The organism is Mycobacterium spongiae, from assembly GCF_018278905.1.
In the GTDB taxonomy this organism is placed as follows: Bacteria; Actinomycetota; Actinomycetes; order Mycobacteriales; family Mycobacteriaceae; genus Mycobacterium; species Mycobacterium spongiae.
The window spans coordinates 1304615-1323662 of the sequence record NZ_CP046600.1; the positions used below are offsets into that span (position 1 = coordinate 1304615).

18 protein-coding genes and 1 pseudogene are annotated in these 19048 nt (G+C 65.5%); 9 read left to right on the forward strand and 10 right to left on the reverse strand.

Annotated features, from left to right (window positions below; all coding sequences use genetic code 11):
* Positions 1-27 precede the first annotated feature (27 nt).
* Both amaB and hglS read right to left on the reverse strand, forming a co-directional pair.
* The gene (gene amaB, locus F6B93_RS05320; protein ID WP_211698160.1) at positions 28-1581 is read right to left on the reverse strand and encodes an L-piperidine-6-carboxylate dehydrogenase; all 1554 of its coding nucleotides are present in this window, start codon (positions 1579-1581) and stop codon (positions 28-30) included.
* Positions 1578-2831, reverse strand: coding sequence for a 2-oxoadipate dioxygenase/decarboxylase (hglS, locus tag F6B93_RS05325; protein WP_425518529.1), 1254 nt, complete (start codon positions 2829-2831; stop codon positions 1578-1580). The genes amaB and hglS overlap by 4 nt, the downstream gene beginning before the upstream one ends.
* A 39-nt stretch (positions 2832-2870) precedes the next feature.
* Here hglS and F6B93_RS05330 point away from each other — a divergent pair, with 39 nt between their 5' ends.
* The 4 genes from F6B93_RS05330 to F6B93_RS05345 are packed head-to-tail and all read left to right on the forward strand — an operon-like array spanning position 2871 to position 5663.
* Positions 2871-3323: an Lrp/AsnC family transcriptional regulator gene (locus F6B93_RS05330; RefSeq protein ID WP_211698162.1), complete on the forward strand. Its 453-nt coding sequence runs from the start codon at positions 2871-2873 to the stop codon at positions 3321-3323.
* Positions 3324-3377: 54 nt separating this feature from the next.
* Positions 3378-4742, forward strand: coding sequence for an L-lysine 6-transaminase (gene lat, locus F6B93_RS05335; protein ID WP_211698163.1), 1365 nt, complete (start codon positions 3378-3380; stop codon positions 4740-4742).
* 42 nt (positions 4743-4784) lie between these two features.
* The gene (locus tag F6B93_RS05340) at positions 4785-5168 is read left to right on the forward strand and encodes a hypothetical protein (protein ID WP_211698164.1); all 384 of its coding nucleotides are present in this window, start codon (positions 4785-4787) and stop codon (positions 5166-5168) included.
* Between the two features lie 57 nt (positions 5169-5225).
* Entirely contained in the window at positions 5226-5663 is a 438-nt protein-coding gene (locus F6B93_RS05345; protein ID WP_211698165.1) for an anti-sigma factor, read from the forward strand.
* 27 nt (positions 5664-5690) lie between these two features.
* Here F6B93_RS05345 and F6B93_RS05350 read toward each other — a convergent pair whose 3' ends face one another.
* The 6 genes and pseudogenes from F6B93_RS05350 to F6B93_RS05375 form a co-directional block, all read right to left on the reverse strand.
* A complete protein-coding gene (locus F6B93_RS05350) occupies positions 5691-7493 on the reverse strand; it encodes an acetyl/propionyl/methylcrotonyl-CoA carboxylase subunit alpha (protein WP_211698166.1) in 1803 nt (600 codons plus the stop codon).
* Between the two features lie 110 nt (positions 7494-7603).
* Complete coding sequence (locus F6B93_RS05355; protein WP_211698167.1) at positions 7604-8035, reverse strand: SufE family protein; 432 nt, start codon at positions 8033-8035, stop codon at positions 7604-7606.
* Entirely contained in the window at positions 8032-8925 is an 894-nt protein-coding gene (locus F6B93_RS05360) for a sulfurtransferase (protein ID WP_211698168.1), read from the reverse strand. Before F6B93_RS05360 ends, F6B93_RS05355 begins: the two co-directional genes overlap by 4 nt.
* Positions 8926-9005: 80 nt before the next feature.
* The gene (locus F6B93_RS05365) at positions 9006-9635 is read right to left on the reverse strand and encodes a Maf family protein (RefSeq protein ID WP_211698169.1); all 630 of its coding nucleotides are present in this window, start codon (positions 9633-9635) and stop codon (positions 9006-9008) included.
* Positions 9632-9925, reverse strand: a pseudogene (locus F6B93_RS05370) (acyl-CoA carboxylase subunit epsilon); the annotation flags it as partial. The gene F6B93_RS05365 and the pseudogene F6B93_RS05370, both read right to left, overlap by 4 nt.
* Complete coding sequence (locus F6B93_RS05375) at positions 9922-11562, reverse strand: acyl-CoA carboxylase subunit beta (protein WP_211698171.1); 1641 nt, start codon at positions 11560-11562, stop codon at positions 9922-9924. The gene F6B93_RS05375 and the pseudogene F6B93_RS05370, both read right to left, overlap by 4 nt.
* A 60-nt stretch (positions 11563-11622) precedes the next feature.
* Between F6B93_RS05375 and F6B93_RS05380 the strand changes: the two genes are divergently transcribed.
* Entirely contained in the window at positions 11623-12480 is an 858-nt protein-coding gene (locus F6B93_RS05380) for a biotin--[acetyl-CoA-carboxylase] ligase (RefSeq protein ID WP_211698172.1), read from the forward strand.
* Positions 12481-12530: 50 nt separating this feature from the next.
* Positions 12531-13049: a PH domain-containing protein gene (locus F6B93_RS05385; protein WP_211698173.1), complete on the forward strand. Its 519-nt coding sequence runs from the start codon at positions 12531-12533 to the stop codon at positions 13047-13049.
* Here the strand turns inward: F6B93_RS05385 and F6B93_RS05390 are convergent.
* On the reverse strand, positions 13004-13699 hold the full coding sequence (locus F6B93_RS05390; protein ID WP_211698174.1) for a GtrA family protein: 696 nt from the start codon (positions 13697-13699) through the stop codon (positions 13004-13006). The genes F6B93_RS05385 and F6B93_RS05390 overlap by 46 nt on opposite strands.
* Positions 13700-13810: 111 nt before the next feature.
* Between F6B93_RS05390 and F6B93_RS05395 the strand changes: the two genes are divergently transcribed.
* The 3 genes from F6B93_RS05395 to F6B93_RS05405 are packed head-to-tail and all read left to right on the forward strand — an operon-like array spanning position 13811 to position 16761.
* Positions 13811-15058: a 5-(carboxyamino)imidazole ribonucleotide synthase gene (locus F6B93_RS05395; protein WP_211699287.1), complete on the forward strand. Its 1248-nt coding sequence runs from the start codon at positions 13811-13813 to the stop codon at positions 15056-15058.
* A complete protein-coding gene (purE, locus tag F6B93_RS05400) occupies positions 15033-15578 on the forward strand; it encodes a 5-(carboxyamino)imidazole ribonucleotide mutase (protein ID WP_211698175.1) in 546 nt (181 codons plus the stop codon). Before F6B93_RS05395 ends, purE begins: the two co-directional genes overlap by 26 nt.
* Positions 15579-15591: 13 nt before the next feature.
* Positions 15592-16761: an acyl-CoA dehydrogenase gene (locus F6B93_RS05405; RefSeq protein WP_211698176.1), complete on the forward strand. Its 1170-nt coding sequence runs from the start codon at positions 15592-15594 to the stop codon at positions 16759-16761.
* Positions 16762-16769: 8 nt separating this feature from the next.
* Here the strand turns inward: F6B93_RS05405 and F6B93_RS05410 are convergent, their stop codons facing one another.
* Positions 16770-18995, reverse strand: coding sequence for a SulP family inorganic anion transporter (locus F6B93_RS05410; protein WP_246541089.1), 2226 nt, complete (start codon positions 18993-18995; stop codon positions 16770-16772).
* Between the last annotated feature and the right edge of the window lie 53 nt (positions 18996-19048).

Here is a 19048-nt window from a genome sequence, read left to right on the forward strand (position 1 = left end):
GCAGGTCAGGAACTCCTGGTAGTTGGGCTATCCGAATTCCACGCCCTGAGCCAGTGGCAGCTCGCTCGAGTAGTTGATGGTGTTGGTGGCGCGACGCATATAGGACTTCCAGGCATCCGAGCCGGACTCGCGGCCGCCGCCCGTGTGCTTCTCGCCGCCGAAAGCGCCGCCGATCTCGGCGCCGGAAGTGCCGATATTCACGTTGCTGATACCGCAGTCGGACTCGGCCAGGAACCGCTCGGCCTCGCGTAAGTCGGTGGTAAAGATCGACGATGAAAGACCTTGTGGCACAGCGTTATTCAGAGAAATGGCGGTATCGAGGTCCTCGTAGGTCAATACGTAGAGGATCGGTGCGAACGTTTCCGTCGCCACGATGTCCGTCTGCGACGGCATCCTTACTACCGCAGGAGCGACGTAGTAGGCGCCCGCGTAGGCACTGTGGGGACCGGCCGCTCGGCGCTGCCCGTCGATGACCTCGCCTCCGTCCGCGCGGGCTTGTTCCAGCGCTCCGACCATGTCGCGGTAGGCGGTCTCGTGGATGAGTGGGCCGACCAAGGTGTCGGGCTCCGACGGATCGCCGATGGGTAGCTGCCGATACGCGGCGACGACGCGAGCCACAACATGGTCGGCCACCGAACGGTGCACGATCAGCCGACGTAGGCTTGTGCAGCGCTGGCCGGCGGTGCCCGCGGCGGCGAAGACGATAGCCCGCACCGCGAGCTCGAGGTCCGCCGACGGCGTCACGATGGCCGCGTTGTTGCCGCCCAATTCCAGCAAGGTGCGACCGAAGCGCTGGGCGACGCGAGGACCGACCTGCTGGCCCATTCGCACCGAGCCGGTGGCCGACAACAACGCGATGCGCGGATCGTCGACGAGTTGTTCACCCAGCTCGGCACCGCCCAGCAACAGGCCGCTCAGTGACGGTGGCGCACCAACGTCGACCGCGGCCCGGTTCAGCAACGCCTGGCAGGCCAGGGCCGTCAGCGGTGTCAGCTCGGAGGGCTTCCACACCACCGTGTCTCCGCAGACCAGTGCCACTGCGGTGTTCCATGCCCAGACCGCAACCGGGAAGTTGAACGCGGTGATGACGCCGACCACCCCGAGCGGGTGCCAGGTTTCCAGAAGCCGATGCCCGGGGCGCTCCGAGGCGATGGTGCGGCCGTACAGCTGACGTGACAGACCCACCGCGAACTGGCAGACGTCAATCATTTCCTGAACCTCGCCCAGCGCCTCGGAGGTGATCTTGCCTACTTCGACCGTCACCAGGGTCGCCAGGTCGTCCTTGTGTGCGGTGAGTAGCTCGCCCAGCCGGTCGACGAGGGCTCCACGCACTGGCGCCGGTGTCGTGCGCCACGTCGCGAACGCTCCGGTGGCCTTCGCGATCGTGTGATCAGCCTGTTCGGCCGTGGTCGGCATGACGGTGAACAGCGTCTCCCCGGTAATCGGTGTGCTCGCCGGCAGTCCGTGGCCCCCGGGCTCACCGAGCTCGACCCCGGATCCGTTCGAGTTGCCGATCGCTTCAAAGGCGCCGAGCACCCGGGTGCGTAATTCGGCTGTGGTCGCGTCACCGGCGCGGGTCATGCGGGTGCCTCCTGAGAGATCGCTTCGTAGAGCTCATATGGGTCATGGATGTGACGGCCGATCGCTCCGGCCAGCCACTCGACGTCGTATCCGTAGTCCTCGCTGCCGGCCATGTCGGCGGCCACCGGGTCGCGATCGAGGTTGGAGCGGAAGATGCCGGCGGCGGAGGCAGGCAGGAAGTCTTCGTAGACGATGGGTGCCGACGGGTCGCCACCGCGGTAGTAGGCCAGCTGGTCGGCGGCCATCTCCTCGTCGGTTGCCGGGAAGTGCTCACCCCATGCGTCGGCGGGATTGGCAGCGCTCATCGCGGCGTCGTAGCGTGCTCGGCCCTTGCGGGTCAGCGCTACACCCCGCGCCTCGACTTCGCCGAACCGCACTCGCAGCGTCCCTTCGGCAATACCGTCGTCGGCCAACCGGAACCGGCGCGGCTCAGCGAGTGCCCGAAAAGAGGTCTGGCGCAAGAGCACATCGGGTCCGTCGGCGCGAGGGGGACCCTGGATCTTGTCGATCATCGAGATGCCCCGTTCGGTCATCCGACGGTACAGATCGTCGATGTCGAGAACTCGCGGCGTCAGGTGGTTGATGTGGGTGGAGCTGACCCCGGCTATGTCGGCGGCCACGTCCGATACCCGGCGCAGCTCGTCGTACCAGGACTTGTCGATCGGTTCGGCCGACAGCGCGAATGCGGCAACCGCCGCCGCGATGAAACCGTTGGCGTCGTCGGCATAGCAGCCGCCTTCGGCCGCAATCTTTCGAGCCTGGGCCAGCAATGCGGGATCGAATAGCTGGCGGCGCCCGAGAAAAGCCTGCACCCGGGCGCGCAGCTCGGGTTCGAAGTACCGTGGATCTTCGACGGCCAGCATTGACGTGAAGATCCTAAATGGGTTGCGTGCCAGCTCGTTCGGATCGATAGGGCGAAACGCCGTTGACACCACCGGAATCGGTGACTCGGCGCAGCGCAGGTCATAGTAGCCGACCGGCCGCATTCCGAACGCGGCGAACAGATCGGCGACGTCGGCAAGTTCTGCCGCGTTGCCCACCCGGATGGCGCCGTGTCGCTCGGCGGTGACTCGCGCCAACGAGCCAAACCGCTCGGCATTTCGATGCTGCGCCGCAAAGTCCTTGTTCACCTGCGCGGCTACCGCGACCAGCGTGCTGTACGCAGGCACCTCGGTGGCGTACATGGCGGACAGTCCGGCGGCGAAGCGTGCACGCAGCTGCCAGGCCACCAGCCAGTCCTGCCGTTTCACGCCGCTCATGCCGGGCCGCCGCTGCGATAGTCTCCGGCCATGGGTGACACGCTCGACGATATCGACCGGATCCTGGTGCGCGAGCTGGTCGCCGACGGACGCGCGACGCTGTCGGAGCTGGCCGCGACTGCAGGCCTATCCGTCTCCGCGGTCCAGTCGCGGGTGCGCAGGCTCGAGTCGCGTGGGGTGGTGGCCGGATATTCGGCGCGGGTCAACCCGGAGGCGGTTGGGCACATGCTGTCGGCGTTCGTGGCCATCACTCCTCTTGATCCTTCACAGCCCGATGATGCGCCCGCGCGTCTGGAGCACATCGCCGAGATCGAGTCGTGCCACTCGGTCGCCGGTGCGGAGAGCTACGTGCTGCTCGTCCGCGTCGAGTCCGCGCGAGTACTGGAGGACCTGCTACGACGGATCCGGGCAACCGCCAACGTTCAGACTCGAAGCACCATCATACTGAACACGTTTTACACCGATCGGCAGTACATACCATAAATTTTTCGGCACATAGATGGGTAATCCGGAAAATTAGCACGCTACTCTGGTGGCATGACTGCCCTAGCGAACGCCCGTGTGTCCGCCGGTACCCCAGCAACTTCTCCGGCCAGCCGGCAAACAGAGCCCGATCAGGTTCACGAGGTGCTGGGGCACAGCATTCTGGTCGACGGTTTCGACATGGTGCTCGATCTGGCCCGATCAAGCGGTTCCTATCTGGTCGACGCCCGCAGCGGCCGGCGGTACCTGGACATGTTCACATTCGTCGCCTCGTCGGCACTGGGAATGAATCACCCGGCCCTGGCCGACGACCCGGAGTTCCGTGCCGAACTTACTGCGGCCGCCCTGAACAAGCCCAGCAACTCCGACATCTACTCGGTGGCGATGGCCCGTTTCGTGGAGACCTTTGCCCGCGTCCTTGGCGACCCCGTCCTGCCGCATCTGTTCTTCGTCGAGGGCGGCGCCCTGGCGGTGGAGAACGCACTCAAGGTGGCCTTCGACTGGAAGAGCCGGCACAACCAGGCACGCGGCATCGACTCGGCGCTGGGAACCCAGGTACTGCACTTACGCGGCGCTTTCCACGGGCGCAGCGGCTACGCCCTGTCACTGACTAACACCAAGCCGGCCGTTACCGACCGGTTCCCAAAGTTCGCGTGGCCCCGCATCGACGCCCCGTACCGCAGGCCGGACCTCGACGGGCCGGCGATGGCCGCGCTGGAAGCCGAATCGCTGCGGCAGGCCCGCGCGGCCTTCGAGGCTCACCCGCACGACATCGCATGTTTCCTCGCCGAACCCATTCAGGGTGAAGGCGGCGACCGCCACTTTCGGCCCGAATTCTTCGCGGCGATGCGCGAGCTGTGCGACGAATACGACGCCCTCATGATCTTCGACGAAGTGCAGACCGGTTGTGGGCTGACCGGCACCGCGTGGGCCTACCAGCAATTGGGCGCTCAACCCGACGCGGTGGCGTTCGGCAAGAAGACACAGGTGTGCGGAGTGATGGCTGGCCGCCGAGTCGAAGAGATCGCCGACAACGTGTTCGCCGTCGCGTCGCGAATCAACTCGACCTGGGGCGGAAATCTCACTGACATGGTGCGTGCCCGTCGCATCTTGGAGGTGATCGAGGCCGACGGCCTCTTCGAGCGGGCCGCGGAGCTGGGCCGCCATCTGCGCGCACAGCTCGATGAACTCGCCGCCGACTTTCCGGACGTCGTTCTCGACCCCCGGGGCCGCGGCCTCATGTGTGCGTTCAGCCTGCCGACCAGCGCCGCCCGCGACGAGTTGATACACCGGTTGTGGCAGCGTCGCGTAATTGTGCTGCCGGCAGGCGACCACGGCGTGCGATTCCGCCCCGCCCTGACGGTTGCGCGTACCGATATTGATGCCGCGATAGCCGCCGTGCGCGCCGCGTTGACCTAGCGTGGACCAAGAACAGCCGAAACACAGGATCGAGGTTCGCGGATGCAGACGATGGGTGAGCGACCGCCCGACGATCGCTTGGGGCAGGACGACAGCGAGGTCCGCGCCGCGATCCGCTTCGCGCTGGCGGGTGCTGTCGCTGGGATTGGTTTTGTCATCGTGGCTGCTTTGTGGATCAGCACCTGTGGTCCTGCGGCCGTCGACACGGCTGCCTGTGGCCCGCCGCAGCGGACCCTGCTGGCGATGGGCGGGCCGGCGATCTTGTTTGCCGCCGGACTCTGGGCTTTCGTGCGGACCTATCGCGTTTGGCGTGACCGGGGAACCTGGTGGGGATGGCACGGTGCCGGGTGGTTCCTGTTGACGCTGATGGTCCTGGCGCTGTCGATGGCGGTCCCGCCGATGGTGGGCCCGGTCATGGCAGTATGAGCGCCAGCCGATGCCCCAGAACGGTAGAGTGTCGGTCGAAAGTTGCCAGGAGGCCACATGACCGATGCGGATCTGAGCACTACCAGGCACCAACGCAGCACTCGCGCGGTTGAACTCAACGTTGCTGCGCGCTTGGATAACCTGGCGATGCTGCGCACTCTGGTCGGTGCGATCGGAGCATTCGAGGACTTGGATCTCGATGCCGTGGCGAACTTGAGGCTAGCCGTCGACGAGGTGTGCACCCGGTTGATCCGGTCGGCGGCCGCGGGAGCCACCCTGAGCTTGGTCGTCGATCCGCGAGACGACGAAGTTGTGGTGGAAGCATCCGCCGCCTGCTCAACACACGACGTGGTGGCTCCGGGCAGCTTCAGCTGGCACGTCCTGACGTCGCTCGCCGACGACGTCCAGACTTTTCATAACGGTCGTCGGCCCGATGCCGCCGGTAGCGTCTTCGGCATTGCGTTGACCGCCCGACGTACGGCCTCGCACCGGTGACACCGCACGGCTTGCTGCCCCGCCGCGCTATTTGATCTCGGCCAGCACCGTACCTTGGGTGATGGCCGCGCCGGCCTCGACCGCCAGTCCGCTGATAGTGCCGTCCTTGTGGGCGGTGACCGGGTTTTCCATCTTCATCGCCTCAAGGACCACCACCAGGTCGCCGGCGGTGACTTCCTGTCCTTCTTCGACCGCCACTTTCACCACGGTGCCCTGCATGGGTGCCGTCACGGCGTCGCCTGATGCTGCCGCACCGCCATGCGCACCCCGCTTGCGCGGCTTGGGCTTGCGTCGAATAACCCCGGCTGGGTCGCCACCGTCGTTGGACAGTGCCAAGTCGGCGGGCAGCGAGACTTCGACACGGCGGCCGTCGACTTCCACGACCACCTTCTGTCGTGGCCGGGCGTCCTCTTCGTCCACGGGTTCGCCGCCGGCGAAGGGTTCGACGGTGTTGTTCCACTCGGTTTCGATCCAGCGGGTGTGGACCGAGAAGCCGTCATCGTCCCCGATGAAGGCCGGGTCGGACACCACCGCGCGGTGGAACGGAATGACGGTGGCGAGGCCTTCGACCGTGAACTCGTCGAGGGCGCGGCGGGCCCGTGCCAGCGCCTCCTGGCGGTCGGCGCCGTGCACGATCAGCTTTGCCAGCATCGAGTCGAACTGACCGCCGATCACCGACCCTGACTCCACACCGGAGTCCAACCGAACGCCTGGGCCAGCCGGGGGGTGGAACGTCGTGACCGGTCCGGGTGCGGGCAGGAAGCCTCGGCCCGCATCCTCGCCGTTGATCCGGAATTCGATCGCGTGGCCGCGCGGCGTGGGGTCCTCAGTCAAGTCGAGCTTCTCGCCATTGGCGATCTTGAACTGCTGCAGGACCAAGTCGACGCCCGCCGTTTCCTCGGTGACTGGGTGTTCGACCTGGAGGCGGGTGTTGACTTCCAGGAACGAGATCAGCCCGTCTTGGCCAACGAGGTATTCGACGGTTCCGGCGCCGTAGTAGTGGGCTTCTTTGCAAATTCGCTTCGCCGACTCGTGGATTTCCTTGCGCTGGGCGTCGGTCAGGAACGGTGCGGGCGCCTCCTCGACCAGCTTCTGAAAGCGGCGCTGCAGTGAGCAGTCCCGGGTGCCGGCGACCACGACATTGCCGTGCTGATCGGCAATCACCTGCGCCTCCACGTGGCGGGGCTTGTCCAGGTAGCGCTCGACGAAGCACTCGCCGCGGCCGAACGCGGCCACCGCCTCGCGCACCGCCGACTCGTACAGTTCGGGGATCTCTTCGATGGTGCGGGCGACCTTCATGCCCTTGCCGCCGCCACCGAAGGCCGCTTTGATCGCGATCGGCACGCCGTGCTCGTTGGCGAACGCGACCACCTCGTCGGCGTTGTTGACCGGGTCGGGGGTGCCAGGTACCAACGGGGCCTGGGCGCGGGCGGCGATGTGACGGGCGGTGACCTTGTCACCGAGGTCGCGAATCGATTGCGGACTGGGACCAATCCAGATCAGGCCGGCGTCGATGACAGCTTGGGCGAAGTCGGCGTTCTCCGACAAGAAGCCGTAGCCGGGGTGGACGGCGTTGGCGCCGGACTTCGCCGCCGCATCGAGCAGCTTCTCGAAGTCCAGATAGGACTCAGCCGAGGTCTGACCGCCCAGTGCGAACGCCTCGTCCGCCAGGCTGACGTGCGGAGCCTCGGCGTCGGGTTCGGCGTAAACCGCCACGCTGGGCAGGCCGGCATCGCGGGCTGCCCGGATCACCCGGACTGCGATCTCGCCGCGGTTGGCGACGAGAACCTTAGAGATACTAGCGGTCCTCGAGCTGGCGTGACTAGGCACTGCGCCTCCTGTATGACTGGCCGGTCTGCGTCTCTAAGAGAATTTCTTACAAGTGTGTCGGGGGGAAGTTTATGCGGAGCGAAGACGGGCCGGTCACGCGGTTCCTCGATTCAGGCGGCCTCGCGGACCCGTCGCTTGATCCGGGCCAGCATGGCCGACATGCCGCGTAACCGAAGTGGGCTGATCAGAGCCGCCAAACCCAGGTCGCTGTAGAAATCCTCGGGCACCGCCAAGATGTCGGCGGCCGGTTGTTCGTCCAGGCCGGCAGCCAGGATCGAGGCGAACCCGCGGGTGGTTGGTGCTTCGGCCGGCGCGCTGAAGTGCAGCCGTACCCGGTTGGGATCGCACGCGTCGACATGCAAGAAAAGGGGGGACTGGCACTCGGGCACCGGCTCCATCGCGGACTCAGCCAGATGCGCAGGAAGCGCCGGAAGCTCGTTGGCGAATTCCAGGAGCAGGTTCAGCTTGTCTTGTCCTTCGACTTCCGAGAAGTCGGCGACGACCTCCGCTAGCGGCGCGGGCAGGCTCGCAGGCTTCGTCATCGGTCGGACACCGTGCCCGGGCTTTCACCGGCGACGATCGGGACCCGTACGGTGTTGCCCCACTCCGTCCACGAACCGTCGTAGTTACGCACCTCCGGCTTCCCCAGCAAGTGGGTGAGCACGAACCAGGTATGGCTGGACCGCTCGCCGATGCGGCAATAGACGATGGTCTCGTCGTCGGGTTCGAGAAATCCGTAGAGCTCCTCTAGCTCGCCGCGGCTACGGAACCGCCCGTTTTCGTCGGCCGCCATCCCCCATGGGATCGATCGTGCGGTCGGGATGTGACCTGCGCGCAGCGCCCCTTCCTCAGGGTAGTCGGGCATGTGGGTCCGCTTGCCGGTGTACTCGTCGGGGGAGCGCACGTCGATGAGCGGCTGGGAACCGAGGATGGCCAGCACGTCGTCCTTGAACGCGCGGATCGGGGCATCGTTGCGCTCGACAACGGGATAGCCGGTGGACGTCTTGGACGGGACCGTCAGCGTGGTCTCGCGGCCTTCCGCAAGCCAAAGGTCTCGTCCGCCATTGAGCAGCCGCACATCGGGGTGGCCGAACAACGTGAACACCCACAGTGCGTAGGCCGCCCACCAATTGCTCTTGTCGCCATAGATCACCACGGTGTCATCGCGGGCGATGCCCTTGCGGTCCATCAATTCCGCGAACTGCTCGCCGGTGATGTAGTCGCGCACGCGCGGATCGTTGAGGTCGGTATGCCAGTCGATCTTGACTGCCCCGGAAATGTGGCCGACGTCGTAGAGCAGAACGTCCTCGTCGGATTCGACGATCGCCAGACCGGGCGCGCCCATGTTGGCAGACAGCCAATCCGCGGTCACGAGCCGTTCGGGGTGGGCGTAGGCGGACAAGGTCGGGTGTGGATCTGGGGGCAGCGGCACGCCTTCGAGCCTACCGCCGGCCGGAATATCGCTTGGCGGTGCGGCCCGCGCGACGGTGATTGCGCTTGTCGCTCGCGGGTTCAGCCCGCCCACAGTGTCGCGACAGACAGCCCCGCTCGCTCTAGCAGTTCCCTTAGAAGCGGCAGGCTCAAGCCGATGACATTCGATGGATCGCCGTCGACACCATTGATGAACCAGCTGCTCAGGCCGTCGAGCGTGAATCCTCCTGCGACCCGCAACGATTCGCCACTGGCCAGGTAGGCTTCCAGGTCTTGCGGCGGGGGCGATCCGAAATGCACTGTGGTAACAGCGTTTTCAACTTCAGTGGAGGCCACTTCGTTGTCCAGAAGTCGGACAACGCAATGACCGGTATAGAGCTGGCCGGCGCACCCAGCCATGGCATGCCACTGTCGGCGTGCGTCCGCGACAGACCGCGGCTTGCCGCATAGCGTGCCATTGAGGTACAGCATCGAATCACCGCCAACGACAACACAATCGGCGGAAATGGCGTCGTCGACATGGGGTAGCACCTGCTGGGCCTTTGCCTGGGCGAGGGCGCACACCACGTCCGCGGGTGCGGCATCCGAGCCTAGGGTCGCGGTGACCGCGTCCTCGTCGACGCCAGACACTATGACCAACGGGTCGATGCCAGCCTGGCGAAGCACTTTGAGCCGACCAGGGGATGCCGACGCCAGCACCAGCCGGGTCATCGGCGCATATGCGTCATTTCCTGCAGCGTGATGCGCTGCCAACTGAACACCGGATACCGCAGCTTGTCGACTGGCAGGCCCCACCGGGCAGGCTCGGGCGCAGCCGCTGGGGCAGCAGGGGTGATGCTTCCCAGTACCGCCACCAACGCGGCCAATTGCTGCTCTGTGGGGTGTCCCTTGAGGATTTCGATATGCGGTTCATGCGGATGCGGCGTCTCGACGGTCGGCGCGGAAGTGCCCGACTCACCGTTCACCGGGGTCTGATCGTTCATCTCACTCCCGTCGGTTATAGGGGGATATTCCCGTGCTTCTTCGGCGGCAGCTGTGCGATCTTGCGCTCCAGCAGGCGCAGCGCGGTACCGATGTAGCCGCGGGTGTGGGACGGCGGGATCACCATGTCGACGTAGCCACGCTCGGCGGCGACATAAGGATTGACCAACGTGTCCTCGTACTCCTGCTGCAACTGCAATCGCAGCGCGTCAACGTCCTCGCCGTTCTTAGCCGCCTCGGCCAGCTGCTGGCGGTAAACGAAGCCGACCGCGCCGGAGGCTCCCATTACTGCGATCTGTGCGGTCGGCCACGCCAGATTGACATCGCAGCCCATGTCTTTGGATCCCATCACGCAGTAGGCGCCGCCGTAGGCTTTGCGGGTGATGACGGTGATCTTCGGGACGGTGGCCTCGCCGTAGGCGTAGAGCAGCTTGGCGCCGCGGCGAATGATGCCGTTGTATTCCTGGTCGGTGCCCGGTAGAAAGCCGGGAACGTCCACCAGCATGACGATCGGGATGTTGAAGCAGTCGCAGGTCCGGACAAACCTGGCCGCCTTCTCGGAGGCGTTGATGTCGAGGCAGCCGGCGAAGTGGGTCGGCTGATTGGCCACTATCCCGACGGGTCGCCCGTCGATGCGGCCAAACCCGACCACGATGTTCTGGGCGTAGCCGGCTTGTATTTCCAGGAATTCGTCCTCGTCGAGGATGCGGGTGATCACCTCGTGTATGTCATAGGGCTGGTTCGGCGAGTCCGGGATCAAGGTGTCCAGCTCGAGGTCCTCGTCGTTGAGGTTGTCTTCGATGGCCGCTGCCGGCGTCGCGGCTTGGTAGCGCGGAGCGTCGGTGGAGTTATTGGGTGGTAGGTAGCCCAGCAGCTCGCGAACGTAGTCGAAGGCGTCCTGCTCGCCCGATGCGACGTAGTGCGCCGTGCCGGACTTGGCCATATGGGTGTGCGCGCCGCCGAGTTCCTCCATGGTGACGTCCTCGCCGGTGACGGTCTTGATGACGTCCGGTCCGGTGATGAACATCTGGCTGGTCTGGTCGACCATGACGACGAAGTCGGTCAACGCGGGGGAGTAGACGTGCCCACCGGCCGCGGCACCCATAATCAGCGAAATCTGCGGGATGACGCCCGAGGCCAGGATGTTGTTGCGGAAGATGCGGCTGTAGAGGCCCAGCGAGACCACGCCCTCCTGGATGCGCGCGCCTGCGCCGTCGTTGATCCCGATGAGTGGGCGCCCGGTCTTGATCGCCAGCTCCTGGACCTTGACGATCTTTTCCCCGTACACCTCGCCGAGGCTGCCGCCGAACACCGTGGCGTCCTGGCTGAAGACGCACACGTCACGGCCGTCGATGGTGCCGTAGCCAGTGACCACACCATCGCCCAATGGGCGGTTCTCGCCGAGATTGAAGTTGGTGCTGCGGTGCTTGGCCAGCGCGTCGAGCTCGACGAACGAGTCCTCGTCCAACAGGGCATAGATGCGCTCGCGAGCGGTGAGTTTGCCCTTGGCGTGGACCTTGTCGACGGCGGCCTCACCGACCGGGTGCAGCGACTCTTCCCGGCGTCGTTCCAGCTCGGCCAGCTTGCCCGCAGTGGTGTGGATGTCGATGGTGTGCTCGGCCGCGGGCTCAGCAGTGTGGTCGGTAACCCTAGTCATGGGAGTCGATGCTATCGGCAACGGCGGCGGGCTCTTGAACGGCGCTCTTAAGCTGGGCGCGTGACAGACCGCGATTGGCTCCGGTTGCCGCTGGACGCCCGCTCATTGCGTGACGAGTTGATCGACGCAGGCTTGGGGTGGCGACACCTCGATGTTGTCGATGAAACCGGTTCGACAAATGCCGACCTGCTGGCGCGCGCCGCGACCGGCGTCGATATCGACGGCGCGGTGCTCATCGCTGAGCATCAGACCGCCGGGCGCGGGCGGCGCGGCCGTGAATGGTTTGCCGATCCGCGGGCGCAGATCGCGATGTCGGTGGGTGTGCGCGTCGCGGATCCCATCCGGGTTCCGGTCTCGGCGTGGGGCTGGTTGTCACTGGCGACCGGTTTGGCCGTCGTGGACGCGGTGGCTCCCCTCATTGCCGACACCGCGGTGGAAGCCGGCCTCAAGTGGCCCAACGACGTCCTGGCCGGCCCTGCTGGATCGCTCGGCAAACTGGCGGGCATCCTGACCGAGGTTGCGCGGCCGTTCGCGGTAATCGGTGTGGGACTCAACGTCACGCAGGCACCTGCCGAGGTCGAAGGTTCCGGGGCAACCTCGCTGTGTGATCTGGGCGCGCCGGCACCCGATCGGGACCAACTGGCCCGCAGCTTGTTGCGCCAGCTCGCGGCGCGGCTGGTGCAGTGGCGAGCCGGGGACCCGCAGCTGATGGCCGACTATCGGGCGTACAGCTTGACCATCGGGTCGCGGGTGCGCGCGGTGCTGCCGGCCGGTGCAGAGGTCGTTGGATTCGCGCGGGACATCGACGACGACGGTCGGCTGTGCCTGGAACCGGACGCTTCGACGAGCGCAGCGGGCGACGGCCCCGGGGGACAAACGATCGTGATTTCTGCCGGTGACGTCGTGCATGTGCGCTAGCAGGCGCGAGCTGGAGCACCGCGGCGGCCCGGAGAGATAGGGTCGCCAGGGTGAGCTATCCCGATAATGCCCTGGCCAGTGGCGAGCTTGTTGTTCTGCACCGCCATCCACACTGGAAGCGGTTGATCTGGCCGGTTGTCGTTCTCGTCCTGATCACTGGCCTCGCAGCGTTCGGGTCCGGGTTCGTCAACTCGACGCAGTGGCATCAGACGGCCAAGAACGTCATCCACGGGGTCATCTGGGGGATCTGGCTGGTGATCGTGGGTTGGCTGACATTGTGGCCATTCCTCAGCTGGCTGACCACCCATTTCGTGGTGACCAACCGGAGGGTGATGTTTCGGCAAGGAGTGCTGACCCGCAGCGGTCTCGACATTCCGTTGGCACGGATCAACAGCGTGGAGTTCCGGGACCAGATTCTCGAACGCATGCTGCGCACCGGGACGCTGATTATCGAGTCCGCCTCACAAGATCCGCTCGAGTTCTACGACATTCCGCGCCTGCGAGACGTGCACGCGCTGCTCTATCACGAAGTCTTCGACACCCTGGGTTCCGACGAATCACCCAGCTGAGGCACTCGCCTCGCAGGCTTCGACTCCGCGCGGCTGGCCTTGTTGCGCCAGGTACGCAGCAGGGTGACATTGCCGCTCTCGAGGCTGTCTTCGAAGACCTCGGCGATGCCGCCCGCCGTGAGGGCGGATTCCAGCGCCGTCTCGGGGGCTCTCTCGGGGTTCCGGGCGAATTCGTCGGGAAATACCCAGCGGCGGAACGCCCAGAAGCGGAACGCCATTTGGAGCAGGTTGCCGATGATGTAGGCGGAGATGAAGTCGGCGATGTTTTCCACCGTCAGTGACACGGTCGGCACTCGCAGCTGCAGAACGTAGCTGGAGAACCACAGTGGTGCCATGCTCAACACCACACCCACTCCGCTGAACGCGAAGAACAGCAGCGCTTCGTGATGGCGCTCCCGGCCGCCACGGTCACGGAAACTCCACTCCCGATTGAGGATGTAGGAGGCAATGACCGCGACAATTCCGGCGATCACCTTCGCCGTCACCGGCTTGGGTTCGAGAATCGTGAGCTTGAGTGTGTAGAAAATTGCCGAGTCGATGATGAATGTGGTGCCGCCGACGATGGCAAACTTGATCAGCTCATGGTGGCGCTGCGCATAGGGCTGGACTACCCCCGGAAGGCGCGCGATCGTGGCATCGGCAAAGGACACAGCACGTCAGTGTACGGTTGGACGCAAAATTGACGCAAAATGGTAGCTGACGATTGGGTGCCACGGCCGACAAATACGCCGGTCAAGACGCCGGTCAGGTCCCATGACACCATGATGGCCGTGCCGAGTTCACGCACCCCACAGATCGCACCGGTCGTTGCCCCAGTAGTTGCCATGGTCGGCGGCGGTCAGCTTGCCCGGATGACCCATCAGGCCGCCATCGCGCTCGGGCAGAATCTCCGCGTACTGGCCAGTTCGACCGATGATCCGGCCGCGCAGGTCACCCCTAACGTGGTGATTGGCTCGCACACCGAACTTGACGATCTGCGCCGGGTTGCCCTCGGAGCCACCGCCCTGACGTTCGACCATGAGCACGTCCCCAACGAGCTGCTGGACAAGCTGGTCGCCGACGGTGTGAATGTCGCGCCGCCTCCGCAGGCGCTGATATACGCCCAGGACAAACTCGCCATGCGGCAGCGGCTGGATGCTCTGGGTGTCGCCGTGCCGCGGTACGCGGGGGTTGCGAGCCTCGACGACCTGGATCACCTCGACGCGTTCGCTGCGCAAGTCGGCGGCGCGGTGGTCGTCAAAGCGGTCCGCGGGGGGTACGACGGCCGCGGCGTTGCGATGGCCCGTGATCTGGCGCATGCTCGCGACATCGCCCTCGGGTACCTCGCCGACGGGGTGCCGGTGCTCGTCGAGGAGCGAGTCGAGCTGCGCCGGGAACTGTCCGCGCTAGTGGCGCGCTCACCGTTCGGCCAAGGTGCGGCGTGGCCGATAGTAGAGACGGTGCAGCGGGACGGCATTTGCGTGGAGGTGCTCGCGCCAGCGCCGGCCCTGCCCGACCATGTGGCCGCCGCGGCGCAGCAGTTGGCGTTGCAGCTGGCGGCCGAGCTGGGTGTGGTCGGTGTGCTTGCGGTGGAGCTCTTCGAGACAACAGCCGGTGCGCTGGTGGTCAACGAGCTCGCGATGCGGCCGCACAACTCCGGGCACTGGACCATGGACGGGGCTCGCACCAGCCAGTTCGAGCAGCACTTGCGCGCGGTGTTGGACTACCCGCTCGGCGATACCGAGGCCATCGCGCCGGTGACCGTGATGGCCAATGTCCTCGGTGCCGCCCAACAGCCGGCGATGATCGTGGATGAGCGATTGCACCACCTGTTCGCGCGGATGCCTGATGCGCGGGTGCATCTCTACGGCAAGGCGGAGCGTCCGGGCCGCAAAGTGGGGCACGTCAACTTCTGTGGCTCCGACCTGGGTGCGTTGCGCGAACGCGCCGAGCTGGCCGCGCACTGGTTGTCACACGGGCAGTGGAAAGACGGATGGGAGGCACATGACCCAACGGTCCCGAAGGCTTGAACAGCCCCGAGTCGGGGTGATCATGGGCAGCGACAGCGACTGGTCGGTGATGTCCGAGGCCGCGCAGGCGCTCACCGAGTTCGACATCGCGACCGAGGTTCGGGTCGTGTCGGCCCATCGCACCCCGACCGTCATGTTCGACTACGCCCGTGGCGCGGCCGAGCGCGGCATCGAGGTGATTATTGCTGGGGCGGGCGGCGCCGCTCACCTGCCCGGTATGGTTGCCTCAGCGACGTCGCTGCCGGTGATCGGGGTGCCAGTGCCGCTGGCCCGGCTGGACGGGCTGGATTCGCTACTGTCGATCGTGCAGATGCCGGCCGGTGTTCCGGTGGCCACGGTGTCCATCGGCGGCGCCCGCAACGCGGGCCTGCTCGCGGTGCGCATCCTGGGATCGTCCGACGCGGAGCTGCGAGCCCGGATCGTCGAATTCCAGGATCGGCTGGCCGACAGCGTGCGCGCGAAGGACGCCGCGCTACAAGAGCGTTGGGGTACGTTAACCGGCGAGTTACAAGGAGACTAGGAGGGCTCACACGATGGTTGCATGGGCCGGAAATCCGTCGTTCGATGTGTTCAAGCTCCCCGAGGAGCACGACGAATTGCGGGCAGCGATTCGCGCGTTGGCGGAAAAAGAGATCGCGCCGCATGCCGCCGACGTCGACGAGCAGGCTCGGTTCCCGGACGAGGCGCTCGCGGCGCTGAATGGGTCCGGTTTCAACGCTGTCCATGTTCCGGAGGAGTACGGCGGTCAGGGCGCTGACTCGGTAGCGGCCTGCATTGTTATCGAAGAAGTCGCGCGCGTGGACGCGTCCGCCTCGTTGATCCCCGCTGTCAACAAGCTCGGCACCATGGGCCTGATCCTGCGAGGGTCGGAGGAGTTGAAGAAGCAGGTGCTGCCCGCACTGGCTGCCGACGGGGCGTTGGCATCGTATGCGTTGAGTGAACGCGAAGCCGGCAGTGACGCCGCGTCACTGAAAACTCGGGCCAGGGCCGACGGGGATCACTGGGTTCTCAACGGCGCCAAGTCGTGGATCACCAACGGTGGCAAGTCGACCTGGTACACGGTGATGGTGGTGACCGATCCCGACCGCGGCGCCAATGGCATCTCGGCGTTCATGGTGCACAAGGACGACGAGGGGTTCAGCGTCGGTCCCAAAGAAAAGAAGCTTGGGATCAAGGGCTCGCCGACGACCGAGCTGTATTTCGAGGACTGCCGAATCCCCGGCGATCGCATGATCGGCGAACCCGGGACCGGTTTCAAGACCGCGCTGGCCACGTTGGACCACACGCGGCCCACGATCGGTGCGCAAGCCGTGGGCATTGCCCAGGGCGCGCTGGACGCCGCGATTGCCTACACCAAGGACCGCAAGCAATTCGGCGAGTCGATCAGCACCTTCCAAGCAGTGCAGTTCATGCTGGCCGACATGGCGATGAAGGTCGAGGCGGCGCGGCTGATGGTCTACACCGCCGCCGCCCGGGCCGAACGCGGTGAGTCCAATCTGGGCTTCATCTCGGCGGCCTCGAAGTGCTTTGCCGCGGACACCGCGATGGAGGTCACCACCGACGCCGTGCAACTGTTCGGCGGCGCCGGCTACACCACAGACTTCCCCGTCGAGCGGATGATGCGCGACGCCAAGATCACCCAGATCTACGAGGGCACCAATCAGATTCAGCGCGTCGTGATGTCGCGGGCATTGCTGCGCTGATACGTGGTCTATCGGATGACTACCGGCGCCTCAGGGCACACGATGCCGTTCTGATTCACCTCGTAGACGCGGGCGGTCGAGATGTCGAAGAACGCACCGACGAGTTGTACGTCACCGGTCGCGACCCGGGTGGCCACGATGGGGTGGCGGGTAAGCCTTTCCAGCTGAACGGCGATGTTCACAATGCTCAATTGTTCACGTTCCGGGTACCCGGCGGATGCGGCGCTGCGGCGTGCCGGATGGTGATTGTGGAATGCGACCAGACTGTCGCGGGCGAATTCGAGCCAATGGCCCATGGGCGTCGTAGCGTCTGTCGCAGTGCCTTCGAGCAAGGTCGCCATCGCGCCGCATGACGAATGCCCGCAGACCACAACCGAACTCACGCCGAGCTGGTTGACAGCGAAGTCGAGGGGGGCGTCGACGGAGGCGTCGGTGGGATCGTTGGGTACCAGGTTGCCGAAGTTGCGAACCGTGTACAGGTCTCCGGGGCCGCTGGCGGTGATGACGTGCGGGAGAATCCGTGAGTCGGCACAGGTCAGGAACAACGCATAGGGGTTCTGCGAATCGGTGAGCCCAGCGATGTAGGGGTGCAGTGCGGCGGCACCGTTGCGGTGGTAGTCGTCGATGCCGTCGAGAATCGATGCGCTGCCGCCATTGTGGCTGTTGCCGCGCGCTGACCGGCGCGGACCCAGTCCTATCGCATCGTGGGTGAATTGCCGCTTCGGCGGGTCGGTGTGGGCGCGGTCCAGCCTTCCCGGCGCGGTTTCGACGATCGCTACCGCTCCGCCCATCGCCTCGTGGGCGCGTTGCCAATCGGAAATGGCGTCGGACACGGAGTCGTCGATGTAGTCCGCGTTCAGATTCAGCGTCACCGCGGACCCCTGCGGCAGCGTGGAGAGGACCTTCGTCAGGCGAGGCAGAAGGAGGAAGCTCGCCGTGCCATCGATATAGACCCGCCACTGTGTGGGCCCCTCGCCTCCGACCGGCCTGACTTCCACTGGCGCACGGATGACCCGGAACAGAAGGAAGAGGATTGCGACGGTAAGTCCGATCAGGACGCCCTCGAGAAGATTGAGAAACACCACACACGCGATGGTGATGGCGTAGATCACGAAATTCCCGGTGCGCCAGGCAATTTTGATGTGAGCTAGTCTGACCAGCCGGCCACCGACCACGATGAGCAGGCCTGCCAGCGCGGCCTTGGGAATGAGTTCGACCAGGCCGGTAAGAAGCGACGCAAACAGCAGGACCCACACGCCGTGCAGCACCGCCGACATCCGGGTGCGGGCACCGGCGGCCACATTGGCCGAGCTGCGGACGATGACGCCGGTGATGGGTAGCCCGCCGAGCAACCCGGACACCACGTTCGCGCTGCCCTGACCGATCATTTCCCTGTTGAAGTTGGTGCGTGGACCCCGGTGGAGCTTGTCGACACCGACCGCGCACAGCAGTGATTCCACACTGGCAATGAGGGCGATGGTGAGAACACCGATGGCGATGGCGCCGATGTGGTGAGCCCACGGCTGTCCGGAGGGGGACAGGGCGGGCAGTTGGGGTAGACCAATCGCTTCGAAGAAGTTGCCGGAGAGTTGGATGCGCTCCACGTGCAGGTCGACAATCAGCGAGAACGCGGTGGCTCCTGCGATGGCCACCAGTGGGCCGGGAATGATGCGCACCGCGGCGGGAAGCTTTGACCACACCAGCAAGATGGCGATGACTATCCCGCCAATGATCACCTCATGCAGTTCGTGATGAAGGATGCCGTCCGGCAGCGCCGCGATGTTTCGCCACGCCGTGCTGTGCGACGAACCGCCCAGCAGGACATGCACCTGCTGCAACATGATGGTGACGCCGATGCCGGCGAGCATGGCGTGTACCACGACCGGCGCGATGGCGAGCGCAGCGCGAGCTATCCGGCTCACGCCGAACAGGATCTGTAGAGCACCCGCGCCAATCGTCATCAGGCACAACATGGGCCAACCCAGCTCGTCGATCAGCCCGGCGACCACCACGGTGAGACCCGCAGCGGGGCCGCTGACCTGAACCGACGATCCGCCCAGTGACCCGGCGACGATCCCGCCGACAACTGCGGCGATCAACCCCGCCATCAGCGGAGCCCCCGAGGCGATGGCGATCCCTAGAGAGAGGGGGAGCGCAACGAGGAAGACGACGAGCGATGCCGGGAAATCGTGCCGCAGATTCTGCGGGATTGACCGGGACCCGAGAGCATCGATTAACCGCTGCCCGCCACGAATGCCCGCACAACAATTCACGTCGATCGTCCTCG

Excerpts from the sequence above, each read along its gene's own strand:
- amaB (WP_211698160.1), bottom strand. The coding sequence starts at position 1,581 with ATGACCCGCGCCGGTGACGCGACCACAGCCGAATTACGCACCCGGGTG.
- F6B93_RS05330 (WP_211698162.1), top strand. The coding sequence starts at position 2,871 with ATGGGTGACACGCTCGACGATATCGACCGGATCCTGGTGCGCGAGCTG.
- lat (WP_211698163.1), top strand. The coding sequence starts at position 3,378 with ATGACTGCCCTAGCGAACGCCCGTGTGTCCGCCGGTACCCCAGCAACT.
- F6B93_RS05340 (WP_211698164.1), top strand. The coding sequence starts at position 4,785 with ATGCAGACGATGGGTGAGCGACCGCCCGACGATCGCTTGGGGCAGGAC.
- F6B93_RS05345 (WP_211698165.1), top strand. The coding sequence starts at position 5,226 with ATGACCGATGCGGATCTGAGCACTACCAGGCACCAACGCAGCACTCGC.
- F6B93_RS05355 (WP_211698167.1), bottom strand. The coding sequence starts at position 8,035 with ATGACGAAGCCTGCGAGCCTGCCCGCGCCGCTAGCGGAGGTCGTCGCC.
- F6B93_RS05365 (WP_211698169.1), bottom strand. The coding sequence starts at position 9,635 with ATGACCCGGCTGGTGCTGGCGTCGGCATCCCCTGGTCGGCTCAAAGTG.
- F6B93_RS05375 (WP_211698171.1), bottom strand. The coding sequence starts at position 11,562 with ATGACTAGGGTTACCGACCACACTGCTGAGCCCGCGGCCGAGCACACC.
- F6B93_RS05395 (WP_211699287.1), top strand. The coding sequence starts at position 13,811 with ATGATGGCCGTGCCGAGTTCACGCACCCCACAGATCGCACCGGTCGTT.
- purE (WP_211698175.1), top strand. The coding sequence starts at position 15,033 with ATGACCCAACGGTCCCGAAGGCTTGAACAGCCCCGAGTCGGGGTGATC.
- F6B93_RS05405 (WP_211698176.1), top strand. The coding sequence starts at position 15,592 with ATGGTTGCATGGGCCGGAAATCCGTCGTTCGATGTGTTCAAGCTCCCC.